The sequence below is a fragment of the Bacillus sp. BF2-3 genome, assembly GCF_008368795.1.
GTDB lineage: Bacteria > Bacillota > Bacilli > Bacillales > Bacillaceae_G > Bacillus_A > Bacillus_A cereus.
On sequence record NZ_QOSA01000010.1, the window covers coordinates 274,491 to 291,800 of the forward strand.

Here is a 17,310-nt window from a genome sequence, read left to right on the forward strand (position 1 = left end):
AACAAAGAATGTATTTTCCAAGCGAACGAAAATTCGCTTTATGTAAAAGAAACCTCTAACCGCTAATCGGCAGAGGCTTCTCGTTTATCCTAAATAATCCAATTTCTTACCACTACGGTATACTTCATCAATTGTAGCACCGCCTAAGCACTCATCTCCATCATAGAAAACGACTGCTTGTCCTGGTGTAATTGCACGAATTGGCTCATCACAAAGAATACGAACTGTATTTTCATCAACGATTTGAACCGTTACTTTATTGTCTTCTTGACGATAACGGAATTTCGCCGTGCACTTAAATTCGGTTTCTTTTTCTTTGTTACTTACCCATCCTACATTCGTAGCAATAACTTCATCACCATATAGAAGTTCGTTATGGAATCCTTGATCAACATATAAAATGTTTTCTTTTAGATTTTTCCCAACAGCAAACCATGGATCACCATTACCACCAATTCCAAGGCCATGACGTTGTCCAATTGTATAATACATTAAACCGTCATGCTTCCCTTTCACTTCACCAGATAATGTTTGCATTACACCTGGTTGTGCCGGTAAGTAGTTACTTAAGAAATCTTTAAAGTTACGCTCACCAATGAAGCAAATACCTGTACTATCTTTTTTCGCCGCTGTCGCTAAGCCAGCTTCTTTCGCCATTTCACGAATTTGCGGTTTCTTTAATTCACCTAACGGGAACATTGTTTTTGATAATTGCTCTTGGCTTAATTGATTTAAGAAATATGTTTGATCTTTATTGTCATCAACGCCGCGAAGCATTTTATATTCGCCGTCCATATAAGCAACGCGTGCATAATGGCCTGTTGCCACATAATCCGCACCAAGCGCAATTGCATGCTCTAAAAATGCTTTAAATTTAATTTCTTTATTACACATTACATCTGGGTTTGGTGTACGACCAGCTCGATACTCATCTAAGAAGTACGTAAATACTTTATCCCAGTATTGTTTTTCAAAGTTTACTGCATAATACGGAATACCAATTTGGTTACACACTTCAATTACATCATTGTAATCTTCTGTTGCTGTGCAGACACCATTCTCATCTGTATCATCCCAGTTTTTCATAAAAATTCCGATTACATCATAACCTTGCTCTTTTAATAAAAGTGCTGCTACAGATGAATCGACGCCACCGGACATTCCGATGACAACGCGTGTTTCGTGAGGTAGTTTGTTCATCATGTCACCTCCCATGCTAATTTTGTGTTAATCGCTTCACGATTTTCACTGTTTCGTACGCCGCTTTTTCAATTTGCTCTTTCGTATTTCCAAGTCCAAAACTAAAGCGTACGGATGAACGTATTTGATCGGAGTCTTTTCCAAACATCGCTACTAATACATGTGATGGATCAATCGAACCAGCTGTACAAGCAGAACCGCTTGATACTGCAATGCCAGCAAGGTCTAAGTTCACAAGAAATGGTTCAATGTTCATTCCTGTAAAACTTACATTAAGTACATGCGGTAAGCGATGTTCTAAGTTTCCGTTTACCTCGAAAGTAATGCCTTCATTTTTGAAGACAGATACCATTATATCTTTAAACTCTTCATATTGGGCATTTTTTTGCTCACGAGTTTTTTCAGCTATAAGAATTGCATGCTGAAGCCCAGCAATACTAGGCACATTTTCCGTACCAGCACGGCGTTTTCTTTCTTGCTCTCCGCCTATTAATAACGGTTCAAATTTCACATTTGCACCAGCGTATAAGAACCCTACACCTTTTGGCCCATTAATTTTATGAGCTGAAATTGATAATAAATCAATTCCAAACTCTTTCACATTAATTTCTACTAAACCGTAAGCTTGTACCGCATCTGTATGGAAATAAGCTTGATGATCTTTTAGCAACTTTCCTATTTCCACAATTGGTTGCATTGTCCCTACTTCATTATTCCCAAACATAACAGATACAAGAATCGTCTCTTCTGTTAATGCCTTTTGTATGTCAGAAACTTGAATAAGCCCTGTTTCATCGACAGGTAAATATGTCACTTCAAACCCTTCACGCTCTAACAATTCGCACGTATGCAAAATCGCATGATGTTCAATTTGCGTCGTTATTATGTGGTTACCTTTATGACGGTTCGCACGTGCTACACCGATAAGCGCTAAATTATCAGCTTCTGTACCACCGCTCGTAAATATAATTTCATTCGGATTCGCATGAATGCTGCGTGCACACACTCGTCTCGCCTCATCTACTGCATGGCGAGTTTGACGTCCATAAAAGTGAATACTAGACGGGTTCCCGAATATTTCTGTCATATATGGAATCATCTTTTCGACCACTTCTGGGTGAGTCGGAGATGTCGCAGCATGATCTAAGTAAATGCGTTCCATTAAATCTCCTTCTTTCCAAATCGTTTCACAAGGAATTAAATGTAAAACATATAGCCCCCGTGATTTTCTTCCTCATAACGTACTAAATCTTCTAACGTTGTACTATCTAACACTTCTTGCACCGCATCACGAACACGCATCCATAACTGGCGCTGTGCTGGCTCTTCTTCTTCTATCATTTCTACAACACTAATCGGTCCCTCTAATACACGGATTACATCCCCAGCTGTAATGTTAGCCGGTTGATCAGATAATACATATCCGCCGTATGCCCCGCGCGTACTTTTTACAAGACGAGCGTTACGAAGTGGTGAAATTAATTGCTCTAAGTAATGCTCGGATAAGTCATGCGCCTGCGCAATTGATTTTAATGAAATCGGACCTTCACCAAACTTTTTTGCAAGATCAATCATAATTGTTAAGCCATAGCGGCCTTTTGTTGAAATCTTCATCTATTTTGCACCTCTTTTCAAATTTTCACTTCTATTGGTTATATCTTATTTATAAAAAGAACACAATTTAAAATCCTATGAAATTATAGCATAATATAGTATTATAAGAAATTTCAACTTGTGTATCAAAATGATAACATAAAATCACATTGAAAAACTCGGAAATTATTACAATTGAAAGAAAAATGAAAATATTAACCTTCATTTTTCCCATAAAACAGCATCCTATTTCAAATTCCGTAGAAAAAAATGATACGATAGAACGAGATTATATATTAAGGGAGACGGTCCAAATGAAACAACCACTCGCACATCGAATGCGCCCTACAAATATTCAAGAAATTATTGGGCAACAACATTTAGTTGGTGAAGGAAAGATTTTATGGCGAATGGTCCAAGCCAATCATTTTCAATCTATGATTTTATACGGTCCTCCAGGTACAGGAAAAACATCCATTGCCAGTGCAATTGCAGGAAGTACCGGTACCCCGTTTCGTCTATTGAACGCTGTTACTCACAATAAAAAAGATATGGAAGTTGTCGTACAAGAAGCGAAGATGCATCGACACCTCGTTTTAATTTTAGATGAAGTTCACCGTCTAGATAAAGCAAAGCAAGACTTTCTATTACCTCACTTAGAAAGCGGACTTCTTACTTTAATTGGTGCTACGACAAGTAATCCATTCCATGCAATAAACTCCGCTATTCGAAGCAGGTGTCAAATTTTCGAATTACACGCACTAACAGAAGAAGATATTTTAATTGGGTTAAAAAGAGCTTTAGAAGATAAAGAAAAAGGGCTTGGAGAATATGCAGTAACGGTAACAGATGAAGCACTACATCACTTTGCAAACGCCTCTGGTGGTGATATGCGTTCCGCTTATAACGCACTTGAGCTTGCTGTATTATCTAGCTTTACTACAGACGATCAAGCGGCTGAAATCACACTCGAGATTGCAGAAGAATGCTTACAAAAGAAGAGCTTCGTCCACGACAAAGGCGGCGATGCTCATTATGATGTATTATCAGCATTTCAAAAATCAGTGCGCGGAAGTGATGTAAATGCAGCACTCCATTATTTAGCACGCCTTATTGAAGCAGGTGATTTACAAAGCATTGGCAGACGCCTTCTTATTATGGCTTATGAAGATATTGGACTTGCTAGCCCACAAGCTGGACCACGTACACTAGCTGCAATTGAATCAGCTGAACGAGTTGGATTCCCAGAAGCACGCATCCCACTTGCAAATGCCGTTATCGAGCTATGCTTATCACCAAAATCAAATTCAGCTTATAAAGCACTTGATGCTGCATTACACGATTTACGCAACGGTCAAACAGGTGACATTCCAAGCCATTTAAAAGATAGTCATTACAAAGGCGCAGAATCACTTGGAAGAGGCATTGGATATTTATATCCGCACGACCATCCAAACGGCTGGGTAAGGCAACAATACTTACCTGATAAAATAAAAAGCAAGCAATATTATAAACCGAAAACGACAGGAAAATTTGAGCAAGCACTTTCTACTGTTTATGAAAGATTACAAACTTCGAATAAAACGAAAAATAAAGGGTAACATAAACGAAAACGTCACCATTATGGAGGCTTCGCTTATGAAAACACGTCAAGATGCATGGACAAAAGAAGATGATCTCCTTTTAGCAGAAACTGTTTTACGACATATTCGCAGCGGAAGTACACAAATAAAAGCATTTGATGAAGTTGGCGATGCGTTGAACCGGACTTCAGCAGCTTGCGGCTTTAGATGGAATGCTGAAGTAAGACCGAATTACGAAGATGCGGTGCAGCTTGCAAAAAAACAACGTAAAGAATTAAAACGTTCTGAAGCTAATATAGAAAAAAATCGGTTCACGAAAACGAAACAACTCGTAATTGACGCCGATTTTTCAGAAGATATTACGCCAAGTAAACAAGATCTTACAATGCAAAATGTCATTTCATTTTTACAAAATTTAGAACATAACAATCCTTCACTTGCAAAGTTGCAAACTGAAAATGATGTATTACAAGCTCAACTCACCTCTCTGCAAAAAACGAATCATGAACTTGAAACGAAATTAGCGGTACTCACAAAAAAACAACAAGCAATCGAAGAAGATTACGCGATGCTTGTTCGAATTATGGATCGTGCTCGAAAACTTGTTTCAGTCGAAGAGCAAGAAGAGCAAATTGCCCCGATTTTCAAAACCGATCAAAATGGGAATTTAGATATTATTTATTCTGCAGAGAATTAAAAACAGGGATGTCACTTTTTTAACTGAGTGACATCCCTGTTTGTTTTCGGTGAACCATATATAGATATCGGTAAATGAAATTATATTAACGGTTTTTCGAATATATCTATCACAACTTGCAATATATCAACGATTTTTCGAATATATCTATCACAACTTGCAATATATCAACGATTTTTCAAATATATCTATCACAACTTGCAATATATCAACGATTTTTCAAATATATCTATCACAACTTACAATATATCAACGATTCAATAAAGGATATCGATTTAGCGACAAAGATTGACAATAACATTCCTCCTTGTCATACAAGGAAACTCCTAAAACGGATTGGATATTTTTTACTAAAATATTATTATAAACATATACCTTTAAAGGGAGATGGTTGCTATTTCATTAATAATCTTCAAAATAACTCTTGGCCTTCTCGTCCTAACTTTAGCTCTTTTCACCATTAACAGTCTAAAAAAGACATCCGCCTATAAATCAGATAAATATGATTATTGCTTACTAACCTTACTTACATTTGAACTAGTAGTGATGCAAATATTCACATTTCTTTAATACATATAAAAAAGCATATATCCAAAATGGATATATGCTTTTCTTTTATTCTTGCCCTACACGTTTCACTTCTACGTTTTTAATGCGTTCACGTACAACGTGACTTGCCATAATTAAGCCTGCCACAGATGGTACGAATGCATTTGATGAAGGCGGTAATTTCGCCTTACGAATTTTTGCATTCTCGTCTGGTACAATTTCTTTACGTACTTCTTCACGAATTACGATTGGGTTTTCGTCAGAGAAGACAACTTTTACACCTTTTTTAATACCCTCTTTACGAAGCTTCGTACGAATGACTTTCGCAATTGGATCTGTATGTGTTTTAGAGATGTCCGCAATACGGAAACGAGTTGGGTCCATTTTATTCGCTGCACCCATACTTGAGATAATTTTAATTTTACGACGTAAACATTGTTTAATTAAATGAATTTTGAACGTAATCGTATCAGATGCATCCACTACAAAGTCTAAACCGTACTTAAAGAACTCTTCATATGTTTCATCTGTATAAAACATTTCTAGTCCAATTACTTCACACTCTGGGTTAATGTCCGCGATACGCTCTTTCATTAATTCTACTTTTGAACGTCCTACAGTAGATACTAAAGCGTGAATTTGACGGTTTACGTTTGTAATATCTACAACGTCTTTATCAACTAATACGAGACGTCCTACGCCAGAACGTGCTAACGCTTCAGCTGCAAAAGAACCTACACCGCCAATTCCTAAAATACCGACTGTACTATTTTTTAATATTTCAAGTCCTTCTTTACCGAAGGCTAATTCATTACGTGAAAATTGATGTAACATTCAGCTCTACACTCCTATTACAAAAATGGTCTACCATGTATTCTAGCGTTTTTCCGACTATTTGTATAGAAAAAGTTATAGAATTCCTAAAAATACATATTTCGAGAATGAAAACATAGACCAGAATTTTATTTCTTCCTAAATACACGTTTAAAAAAGAGGATTTAGAGAACCGAGCAGATCGAGGCGCTGAAGCCAGGAGGAGCGCAGTGTAGAAACACTACTCGAGCACCGGACTGGCGAAGCAACGATGAGATGCGACAGTTATCTAAACCGGACTTTTTAAACAACCTCTCAAAAAAAGTCTAGACGGTTATAGTATAACCATCTAGACCCTATTCTTACTTCTCTTCTTTCAAGCTTAATTTTAAGTTCAGTTCTTCAAGCTGCGCTTCTGCAACTGGGCTTGGAGCTTCTGTTAATAAGCAGCTTGCGCTTGCTGTTTTCGGGAATGCAATTGTATCACGAAGGTTCGTACGGCCTGCAAGTAACATAACAAGACGATCTAAACCTAATGCGATTCCGCCGTGTGGTGGTGTACCGTATTCGAATGCTTCTAATAAGAATCCGAATTGCTCTTGCGCTTCTTCTTGTGAGAATCCAAGTGCTTTGAACATTTTTTCTTGTACGTCACGCTCGTAAATACGAAGTGATCCACCACCAAGCTCATAACCGTTTAATACAAGGTCATATGCTTGTGCACGTGCTTTTTCTGGTGCTGTTTCTAGTAACTCAACGTCTTCACGGAATGGCATTGTGAATGGGTGGTGAGCTGCGAAGTAACGATCTGCATCTTCATCGTACTCAAGTAGTGGCCAATCAGTTACCCATAGGAAGTTAAATTTACTTTCATCAATTAACTCAAGCTCTTTACCTAGACGTAAACGAAGTGCGCCTAAGCTATCTGCAACAACGCTCTTCTTATCTGCTACGAATAGTAATAAGTCGCCAGCAGTAGCTTCTAATGTGCTCATTAACACATTTGCATCTTCTTCACCGAAGAATTTCGCAATCGGTCCTTTTAGGCCGTCTTCTTCAACTTTAAGCCAAGCTAGACCTTTTGCACCGTATACTTTCACGAATTCAGTTAATGCATCGATGTCTTTACGAGAATATTTACTTGCAGCACCTTTTGCATTAATTGCTTTTACTTGTCCGCCGCTTTCTACAGCACTTGTAAACACTTTAAAGCCACAATCTGCTGCAAACTCAGATAAGTCTGTTAGTTCCATTTCAAAGCGTGTATCTGGCTTATCAGAACCGTAGCGAGCCATTGCATCAGCATATTTCATACGAGGGAATGGTGCACTCACTTCTACACCTTTTGCATCCTTCATAACTTTCGTCATCATACGCTCCATCATATCTAAAATTTCATCTTGTGTTAAGAATGAAGCTTCGATATCGATTTGCGTGAATTCTGGTTGACGATCCGCACGTAAATCTTCATCACGGAAACAACGTGCTACTTGATAGTAACGCTCAAATCCGCCGACCATAAGAAGCTGTTTAAATAACTGTGGTGACTGTGGTAATGCATAGAATTCACCATCATGTACACGACTTGGCACTAAATAGTCACGAGCTCCTTCTGGCGTGCTTTTCGTTAAAATTGGTGTTTCTACTTCTAAGAACTCTTCTGTATCTAAGAAGTTACGAATTGTTTTTGTTACATCGTGACGCATTTTGAATGTGTTGAACATTACAGGACGACGTAAGTCTAAATAACGATATTTTAAACGCACATCTTCTGATGCATCTGTATCATCAGCAATGATAATTGGCGTTGTTTTCGCTGCATTTAGTACATTTACTTTTGTTGCTTGTACTTCAATACGACCAGTTGCCATATTGTCATTAATTGCGCCTTCACCACGTTCAACAACTGTACCTTCTACGTGTAATACGTATTCGCTACGAATTGTTTCTGCTACTTCTAACGCTTCTTTTGATGTTTCTGGGTTAAATACAACTTGTACGATACCTGTACGGTCACGTAAATCGATAAAGATTAATCCACCTAAGTCACGGCGTTTTTGTACCCAACCTTTTAATTGAACTGTTTGTCCAACAGCTTCTACTGTTACTTTTCCACATGCATGTGTTCTTTCAGCCACTGTAAGTTCCCCCTATATTAATTTCTCTGCTACGTATGAAGCAAATACATCTAACGCTACTTCTTCTTGTTCACCTGTTGCCATATCTTTTAAGTTAATGATGCCTTTATCTAGCTCATCTTCTCCTAATACAGCTACAAATTTCGCCTTTAGACGATCTGCTGATTTAAATTGTGCTTTCATTTTGCGATCTAAATAATCTTTTTCAACTGACAATCCAGCTTTACGAAGATCGAACGCAACTTTTGCAGCATGGTCTTTCGCTTTTTCGCCAAGCGCTACAACGTAACAATCAATGCTATGTTCAAGTGGTAATTCAATGTTTTCAGCTTTTAGCGCCATAATTAAACGTTCAATACTCATTGCAAAACCGATACCTGGCATTTCTGGTCCACCGATTTCTTGTACAAGTCCGTTATAACGGCCACCACCGCTTAATGTAGTGATCGCACCGAAACCTTCTGCCTCACTCATAATTTCAAAAACAGTGTGTTGATAGTAGTCTAAACCACGCACTAAGTTCGGATCTTTTTCAAATGGAACATCCATCATCGTTAATAGTTCTTGAACTTTGTCATAGTATACTGCTGAATCTTCGTTTAAGTATTCTGTAATAGATGGTGCTGTTCCCATTAATTCATGGTTACGGTCTTTCTTACAGTCTAAAATTCGAAGTGGGTTCTTTTCTAAGCGAGATTGACAGTCAGAACAGAATTCGCCGATACGTGGCTCAAAGTGTGCGATTAATGCATCACGGTGTGCTTGACGGCTCGCTGCGTCACCTAAACTGTTTAATACAACTTTAATATTTTTTAAGCCCATGCCGCGGTAAAATTCAACAGCAAGTGCAATTACTTCTGCATCAATTGCAGGGTCATTACTGCCGATTGCTTCGATACCGAATTGTACGAATTGACGATAGCGACCTGCTTGTGGTCTTTCATAACGGAACATTTGACCGATATAGTATAATTTCGTTGGTTGTGTCGCATCACCAAACATTTTATTTTCAACGTAAGAACGTACAACAGGTGCAGTACCTTCTGGACGTAATGTTAAGCTACGCTCTCCACGATCTTGGAATGAGTACATTTCTTTTTGTACGATATCTGTCGTATCACCAACACCGCGTAAAAATAGCTCAGTGTGTTCAAAAATTGGTGTACGAATTTCTTTATAATTGTAACGACGGCAAATTTCGCGTGCTTGCCCTTCGATATACTGCCATAACTCAACAGTGCCTGGAAGAATATCTTGCGTTCCGCGTGGGATTTGAATAGACATATTCAGTTCCTCCTCAAATTGTTTTAATCTTAATAAAAATAAAAAAACTCCCGCCTCTACTGTTTAAACAGTAGGGACGAGAGTATTATACCCGTGGTGCCACCCTAATTGAAGCACGTATGCTTCCACTTTTTTAATAACGCTTAAATATGCGTTCATCCCTACTAAGCATATATGCCGTTCAAGTTGAAACCTCTAGAGTGTCATTCAATCAGTCATCATGCAGAAATGTTTTCAGCCTAAGACATTCCTTCTCTTTCCATGTGTGTCTCATTTACTCTTCTCTATCAACGGTTATATTCATATGTAAATATAAAATTACTATACGTTTGTTAAGTAGGATTGTCAAGTGCTCTAAGAACGTTCAATCTGCTTCTTTAAACGCTTTACATCTTGAAGAGAAATCCCAAACTCCGAAGCAAGCTCCATTGAAGTATTGTTTTGCTCTTTTGAAATAAAATCATGAAAATTCACGTTAAACAGTTGATTTGCACCATTTGTAACAGAATGCCCTTTTTCATTCATACGCATACGTATATCCCTCACATTCAATATGGATGTTTTACTTTTTATTGTTCCATATTGATGAGAGAGTTATACATAACCGAAACTGCTATTGATTCCAAATAAATGAACAAAACATACAACAATGTATAAAAAAGAGAGGATTATATAACCCTCTCTTTTTTATGAACACTATTTACTTTCTACAATTAAGGTCACCGGACCATCATTGATTAAAGAAACGTCCATCATTGCTCCAAACTTCCCTGTTTCCACATGTAATCCTTGTTTACGAACTTCTTCATTAAAGAAATCGTATAAACGCTCTGCATAATCAGGTTTCGCAGCATCCATAAAGTTTGGACGTCTGCCCTTGCGGCAATCTCCGTATAATGTGAATTGCGAAATAGATAGAACTTGTCCTTCTACATCAAGTACAGAATGATTCATCTTTCCGCTCTCATCTTCAAAAATACGTAAGTTTGCAATTTTTTCCGCAATGTAAGTTGCATCTTTTTCTGTATCTTCGTGCGTAATGCCAACTAGTAATGTTAAACCGAACGGAATTTGTCCTACGATCTCACCGTCTACTGTGACAGACGCTTTCTTTGATCGTTGTAAAACAACTCTCATCTTTCTACACTCCCTATTAATGCATCATGCGTCGTACTGCATAAATTTCTGGAACGCGTTTAATGCGTTCTACTACTTTTTTCAAGTGTTGTAAGTTACGAATCGAGATTGACATATTAATTGTTGCCATCTTATTACGGTCACTTCTACCAGAAACAGCTGAAATGTATGTTTTCGTCTCTGTAACAGCTTGCAGTACTTCATTTAATAAACCGCGGCGATCGTAACCTGAAATTTCAATATCAACGTTATACTCAATTTCTTTTTCAGGGCTACCTTCCCACTCTACCTCTAATAATCGTTCTACAGCTTCTTCTGTATGAACATTTACACAATCACGGCGGTGAATTGATACACCTCGGCCTTTCGTAATATACCCAACGATATCATCGCCCGGAACTGGGTTACAGCATTTCGATAAACGGATTAATAAATTATCAGCACCGCTTACCTTTACACCAGAATCCCATTTTCGAATTTTCATCGGTTTACGGACTTCTTTAACTTCAACAATTTCTTCTTCTTCGCGTTGTTTGCGGAACTTGTCCGTTAGTCGCGTAACAATTTGCGAAGCTGTAATTCCGCTATATCCAACTGCTGCAAACATATCTTCTTCATTTGCAAAGTTAAATTTCTCAGCGACGCGTTTTAAGTTATCCGGCGCCAATACTTCTTTCATCTCATACTCTAGACCACGTACTTCCTTTTCAACAAGTTCACGGCCTTTTTCAATATTTTCGTCTCTACGTTGTTTCTTAAAGAATTGACGAATTTTATTTTTCGCATGAGATGTTTGAGCAAGTTTTACCCAATCCTGGCTTGGGCCATATGAATGTTTCGACGTTAAAATTTCAATGATGTCGCCTGTTTTTAATTTATAATCCAGCGTCACCATTTTCCCGTTTACTTTTGCACCAATTGTTTTATTCCCAATTTCCGAATGGACACGATACGCGAAATCAATTGGAACAGATCCAAGTGGTAATTCCATTACATCGCCTTTCGGTGTAAAGACGAATACCATGTCAGAGAATAAATCAATTTTTAATGACTCCATAAATTCTTCTGCATTAGAAGCTTCATTTTGCCATTCTAATATTTGACGGAACCATGTGAGTTTCTTCTCTAATGTACCTGTTGTTTCTGCTGTTTTTCCTTCTTTGTATGCCCAGTGTGCCGCGATCCCAAATTCTGCAATTTCGTGCATTTCTTTCGTACGAATTTGCACTTCAAGTGGATCACCTTTCGGTCCAATTACAGTCGTATGAAGAGATTGATATAGATTTGCTTTTGGCATTGCAATATAATCTTTAAAACGACCTGGCATCGGCTTCCAGCACGTATGAATAATTCCAAGCACCGCATAACAATCTTTAATACTATTTACAACGACACGTACAGCTAATAAATCGTAAATTTCATTGAACTGCTTATTTTGCAGTGCCATTTTACGATAAATACTGTAAATATGTTTCGGTCTTCCAGAAATCTCAGGTTGAATTGCAACTTCTTTTAATTTCTCACGAATACCAGTCATTACTTCGTCTAAATATTCTTCACGTTCTGCACGTTTACGCTTCATTAAATTTACAATACGATAATATTGTTGTGGATTTAAATAGCGAAGTGACGTATCCTCTAGCTCCCATTTAATAGTACTAATTCCGAGTCTATGTGCCAAAGGTGCAAAGATTTCTAACGTTTCATTCGCTATGCGACGCTGCTTCTCTTGAGGCAAATGTTTCAATGTACGCATGTTATGAAGACGATCAGCTAGTTTAATTAAAATAACTCGAATATCTTGAGCCATTGCAATAAACATTTTGCGATGGTTTTCTGCTTGTTGTTGTTCGTGAGATTTATATTTGATCTTCCCAAGCTTTGTAACGCCATCAACAAGCATAGCAATTTCTTTGTTAAATTCCCGTTCAATATCTTCTAATGTAATCTCTGTATCTTCCACTACATCATGTAAGAAACCTGCTGATACCGTAGCTGGATCCATGTGTAAATCAACTAAAATACCTGCAACTTGAATCGGATGAATAATATACGGTTCACCCGATTTTCTATATTGTTCGCTATGCGCATCACGTGCATATTCATAGGCACGTGCCACTAGCTCAATATCTTCATCCGCTAAATATTGACTTGCTTTCTCGAGTACCTGTTCAGCTGTTAGTACCTGCTCATTTGCCATCGAATCACCTTTTATTGAAAATTGACTTTATCTTTATTTAATAGAATAAATTATATTCTATCATTATAACCCAATGATTGTGAATTGTGAAAAGGAAAAGATTTTACTGACATTTCACCATAATTTTTTGTTCAATTATACAAAAGTACCCGCTCCTCTCCAAGAGATTCACGGGTACTTTTTATCACCGTAGTTTTACCTATATAGTGATTAGTATTTTTCTAATACTAATACATCGTAACCATCTAACATTTTACGACCATCTAAGTAAGTAAGTTCTACTAAGAATGCAATTCCTGCTACAACTCCGCCTAGCTCTTCAACTAACTTAATTGTCGCTTCGATTGTTCCACCTGTAGCTAATAGATCATCTGTAATTAATACGCGTTGACCTGGCTTAATTGCATCTTTATGGATTGTTAAAACGTCTTTACCATATTCTTTACCGTAGTCAACTGTAATTACTTCACGTGGTAATTTTCCTAATTTACGAACTGGCGCAAATCCTACTTCTAACGCATAAGAAACTGGGCAACCGATAATGAAACCACGAGCTTCTGGTCCTACTACAACATCGATATCTCTTTCTTTTGCGTACTCAACGATTGCGTCTGTTGCTGCTTTGTATGCTTTACCGTCATTCATTAAAGGTGTAATGTCTTTAAACACAATACCTTCTTTCGGATAATCCGGTACAATTGCGATATGTTGCTTGAAATCCATATTTCTGAATCCTCCTCAGATCTAAAAGGTTTGTAAATACAAATCCTTTACCCTAACTGTTCTACTTCTTTATGATTACGAATCGTTTCAAACCATGTATATAGTTGCTGATATGTGCTATAAACCAATTCTTTTTCTAATTGTAAGTGGTTCATTTTCTCACGATATGTGTTCGATTCAATTAAATCACGCTTTTGTTTTTTGTCTGCCATAAAAATGACGCCATCTTTTATTGTAACAAATTCTAACTCAAAAAACACCTGTGTCATGAAATTTACTGTATCTTTTGACCAACCTTTATGACGACATAGTTGTTCTCCATATTGTCTTAAAGAAAATGGTGTTTTTTGGCTTAAGAAAGAATAGTACCATTTAAAGTGTTCTCTCGTCGGAACTGTACTAAATAAGTGGTTATTCTCTTGATAAAATAGCGTATAAATTCGCGCTGGGAATCCTACCTTAAATAGCTCACGTAATTCATCTGTTCCTTTTGGTAAATCAAGTAACACGATATATTGATCATCTAAATGCGTTACTTCTGAAGCATGCATGAGCTTTTCTTTATAGCTCTCTAAAGAAAATTTATTCAATACCTCTTCAGAAAAATACACCATTGTTATTTTTTCTTTCGGAAGTTCTGCTAAATTTGCTTCTGCATTACGCATACTACGCCAATCAAATAATTGCCACGCCTCTACAGCAATATCTTGTACCATTAGTTGTGGCTTCTTAAAGTTATTCCATTCATTAATAGACGCTTCTCCTATTACAGATACTTTTGCAACTGGAGAGATTTCTTTCGCATATGCACCAAAGCCAAATCCAATTGTATCCAGTGTTGCTTGTCCATCACGAAGAGCCATTTTTAAATGAGAGCCATCTGATCCGATTGCGCGAATGCTTTCTAACTCTGCATCTTTTACTGCAATACGTGGTTTCGGATTTCCAACACCAAACGGGGCTAGTTTTTGCATATCTTCAATTGCCGCTAGCGTTACATCCTCTACTTTACAAAAAACATCAACTGCTGTAATTGGAATAAAATCTTCTTCTGTTAAAATTGCATCTGCTTGTTCATTTAAGCGGCGACGTAATTCATCTACATCATTCATATGTAGCGTCATTCCCGCTGCCATCGGATGCCCTCCGAAGTGTGGTAATAACTCTCTACAATCTGATAAATTTGCAAACAAATCAAATCCTGCAATACTACGTGCTGAGCCTTTTGCTGTTTCTTTTATAGGATCAATGCTTAATACAATCGTCGGACGATAAAAACGTTCAACTAATTTCGAAGCAACAATTCCAATTACCCCTGGGTTCCAGCCTTCTTTCGCAAGTACTAATACTTTATTTTCTTCTGGTGGGAAGTTATTTTCCACTTCAGCGATAGCCTCTTCTGTAATTTGCTTTACAATATCTTTTCGCAGTTTGTTCAGCTCATCAATTTCTTCAGCTAGCTCTTTCGCTTCCTCTGGATCATCTGATAATAAAAGGTGTACAGCCGGCGCAGCATCTTCTAAACGCCCAACCGCATTAATACGAGGTGCAATTGAGAAACCAATACTCTCTTCGGTAATTTCACTTTGCGAAACGTTAGCAACTTTAAACAATGCCTTCAAACCAATATTTCTCGTCATACGCATATGTTTTAAACCGCGTTTCACTAGCAACCTATTTTCACCATGAAGTGATACTAAATCGGCTACTGTACCAATTACTGCGATCTCTAATAAATGTTCTGGTACACGGCCTAATAGTGCATGCGCAACTTTAAACGCAACACCTACACCAGCTAAATAGTGAAACGGATATACACCGCCATCTAATTTCGGATGTATAATCGCAAGTGCTTCTGGCAATTCTGGCGGTGGCTCATGGTGATCTGTAATAATTAGATCTATTCCAAGCTCTTTCGCTACATTCGCTTCATGTACCGCTGCAATACCAGTATCGACAGTAATAATTAGCGAGAACCCTGCGCTATGCGCCCAACGAAATGCTTCTTCGTTCGGTCCATACCCTTCTGTAAAACGATTTGGAATGTAAAATTCTACTTCTGCACCTAATTCTTGAAGAGCAAGATATAAAACTGTCGTACTACTTACTCCGTCCGCATCGTAATCACCAAATATTAATATTTGCTCTCCATTTTGAATCGCCTTATTTACACGTTCTACCGTTCTATCCATTCCTTCTAATAAAAATGGATCATGAAATTCTTGATTTTCTGTATTTAAAAAATCTAAAATCTTATCTTCTGTATCGAGTCCTCTACCGAGGAATAACGAAACGACAAGTGGCGATAACTGTAATTTACTTGCTAATTCACTCACTCGCTCGTCATTATATTCTTTTTCTTTCCAACGCGTCTTCGGTTGTAACACGAAATCACCCCTTAACCTGTTCATTATACAAGACAGATTAAGGGGTGACAATATAATGCAAACTACGATGCAATATCTATATACTAAAATGTTAATGATGTTTAATTTGGAGAATACGGATTTATATGTACGAATACATTTTGTACATTATCTTGTTTCATAAGTATTTCTTTCACATGTTTTCCAATACGGTGTCCTTCTTCTACAGTAATGTATGGATCTACGGACACTTTAATATCGACAATAACATAATGACCATGCTCCCGTGCATATAAAGAACCAATTTTTTTCACACCATCTACTTGAAGAACTGCTTCTCTAAGCGGAATAACATCCTCCTCATGAAGAACATGGTCAAGCGTTGCATGAATTGCTTCCGCTCCAATGCTCCATGCCATTTTTACAACAAGAAGTGAAACAACTAATCCCGCAATTGAATCAGCGTATACAAGCCAGTCTATACCAAGCTTACCACCTATTATAGCTGCACAAATACCGATTAAAGCTGCAATTGAAGAAAATACATCCGAACGGTGCTCATATGCATTTGCAATAATTGCATCACTGTTTACTCTTTTACCTAATCGGAATTTATATTGAAACATTCCTTCTTTCACGACGATTGAAAGAACAACAGCAAATATCGTAATTCCTTTCGGCGGTTCTAGTTCTTGCGAAAAAGCTTTTATAGACGAAATCGCGATTTCAAGTCCCACAATAAATAATAATACCGCAACAATAATCGCTGAAATCGATTCCGCTTTACCATGACCATACGGATGATCCTCATCAGGTGGCTGCTTTGCTGCTCGCAATCCAAAAAGTACAGCTAGCGAACCTATTACATCTGATGCAGAATGCACGGCATCCGCTAATAGCGCTTTACTGTTCCCAATATAACCAATTACCGCCTTTACAATCGCTAATATAATATTACCAACGATCCCGACAATAGCACCAAACTCGGCCTGTTTAAAACGTTCATCTTTTTCCATAATTAAAATCC

14 protein-coding genes and 1 other annotated feature are annotated in these 17,310 nt (G+C 37.6%); of the genes, 2 read left to right on the forward strand and 12 right to left on the reverse strand.

Translation table 11 applies throughout. The annotated features are described in order from the left end of the window. Positions 1-84 precede the first annotated feature (84 nt). From mnmA to cymR, 3 genes are read right to left on the reverse strand one after another with little or no spacing between them, the layout of a single operon-like run. A complete protein-coding gene (gene mnmA / locus DN401_RS10550) occupies positions 85-1,200 on the reverse strand; it encodes a tRNA 2-thiouridine(34) synthase MnmA (RefSeq protein ID WP_001038010.1) in 1,116 nt (371 codons plus the stop codon). Between the two features lie 16 nt (positions 1,201-1,216). Continuing rightward, on the reverse strand, positions 1,217-2,362 hold the full coding sequence (locus DN401_RS10555; RefSeq protein WP_000439881.1) for a cysteine desulfurase family protein: 1,146 nt from the start codon (positions 2,360-2,362) through the stop codon (positions 1,217-1,219). 35 nt (positions 2,363-2,397) lie between these two features. Then, on the reverse strand, positions 2,398-2,814 hold the full coding sequence (gene cymR / locus DN401_RS10560; protein ID WP_000704116.1) for a cysteine metabolism transcriptional regulator CymR: 417 nt from the start codon (positions 2,812-2,814) through the stop codon (positions 2,398-2,400). A 293-nt stretch (positions 2,815-3,107) separates the two neighbouring features. Here cymR and DN401_RS10565 point away from each other — a divergent pair, with 293 nt between their 5' ends. Next, a complete protein-coding gene (locus DN401_RS10565; protein ID WP_000812943.1) occupies positions 3,108-4,394 on the forward strand; it encodes a replication-associated recombination protein A in 1,287 nt (428 codons plus the stop codon). 37 nt (positions 4,395-4,431) lie between these two features. Beyond that, the gene (locus DN401_RS10570) at positions 4,432-5,073 is read left to right on the forward strand and encodes an RsfA family transcriptional regulator (protein WP_000857713.1); all 642 of its coding nucleotides are present in this window, start codon (positions 4,432-4,434) and stop codon (positions 5,071-5,073) included. A 615-nt stretch (positions 5,074-5,688) separates the two neighbouring features. On the opposite strand, the gene DN401_RS10585 is transcribed toward DN401_RS10570, so the two are convergent. From DN401_RS10585 to DN401_RS10620, 9 genes are all read right to left on the reverse strand, one after another. After that, a complete protein-coding gene (locus DN401_RS10585) occupies positions 5,689-6,456 on the reverse strand; it encodes a tRNA threonylcarbamoyladenosine dehydratase (protein ID WP_000903179.1) in 768 nt (255 codons plus the stop codon). Positions 6,457-6,797: 341 nt separating this feature from the next. Continuing rightward, on the reverse strand, positions 6,798-8,573 hold the full coding sequence (gene aspS, locus DN401_RS10590; protein WP_000840891.1) for an aspartate--tRNA ligase: 1,776 nt from the start codon (positions 8,571-8,573) through the stop codon (positions 6,798-6,800). A gap of 12 nt (positions 8,574-8,585) precedes the next feature. Further along, entirely contained in the window at positions 8,586-9,857 is a 1,272-nt protein-coding gene (gene hisS, locus DN401_RS10595; protein ID WP_000027084.1) for a histidine--tRNA ligase, read from the reverse strand. Positions 9,858-9,926: 69 nt separating this feature from the next. Continuing rightward, positions 9,927-10,157 (reverse strand) — a binding site (T-box leader). Positions 10,158-10,211: 54 nt separating this feature from the next. Beyond that, complete coding sequence (locus tag DN401_RS29765; protein ID WP_001242605.1) at positions 10,212-10,388, reverse strand: hypothetical protein; 177 nt, start codon at positions 10,386-10,388, stop codon at positions 10,212-10,214. A gap of 165 nt (positions 10,389-10,553) precedes the next feature. Continuing rightward, positions 10,554-10,994 carry a D-tyrosyl-tRNA(Tyr) deacylase gene (locus tag DN401_RS10600; RefSeq protein WP_001266965.1) on the reverse strand — a complete coding sequence of 147 codons (441 nt, stop codon included), beginning with the start codon at positions 10,992-10,994 and terminating at the stop codon, positions 10,554-10,556. 16 nt (positions 10,995-11,010) lie between these two features. After that, positions 11,011-13,194: a GTP diphosphokinase gene (gene relA / locus DN401_RS10605; protein ID WP_001262795.1), complete on the reverse strand. Its 2,184-nt coding sequence runs from the start codon at positions 13,192-13,194 to the stop codon at positions 11,011-11,013. Between the two features lie 210 nt (positions 13,195-13,404). Then, complete coding sequence (locus DN401_RS10610) at positions 13,405-13,917, reverse strand: adenine phosphoribosyltransferase (RefSeq protein WP_000346215.1); 513 nt, start codon at positions 13,915-13,917, stop codon at positions 13,405-13,407. Positions 13,918-13,964: 47 nt separating this feature from the next. Beyond that, entirely contained in the window at positions 13,965-16,304 is a 2,340-nt protein-coding gene (gene recJ / locus DN401_RS10615; protein WP_000941229.1) for a single-stranded-DNA-specific exonuclease RecJ, read from the reverse strand. 101 nt (positions 16,305-16,405) lie between these two features. Further along, positions 16,406-17,299, reverse strand: a complete 894-nt coding sequence (locus DN401_RS10620) for a cation diffusion facilitator family transporter (protein ID WP_000409744.1) — start codon at positions 17,297-17,299, stop codon at positions 16,406-16,408. Between the last annotated feature and the right edge of the window lie 11 nt (positions 17,300-17,310).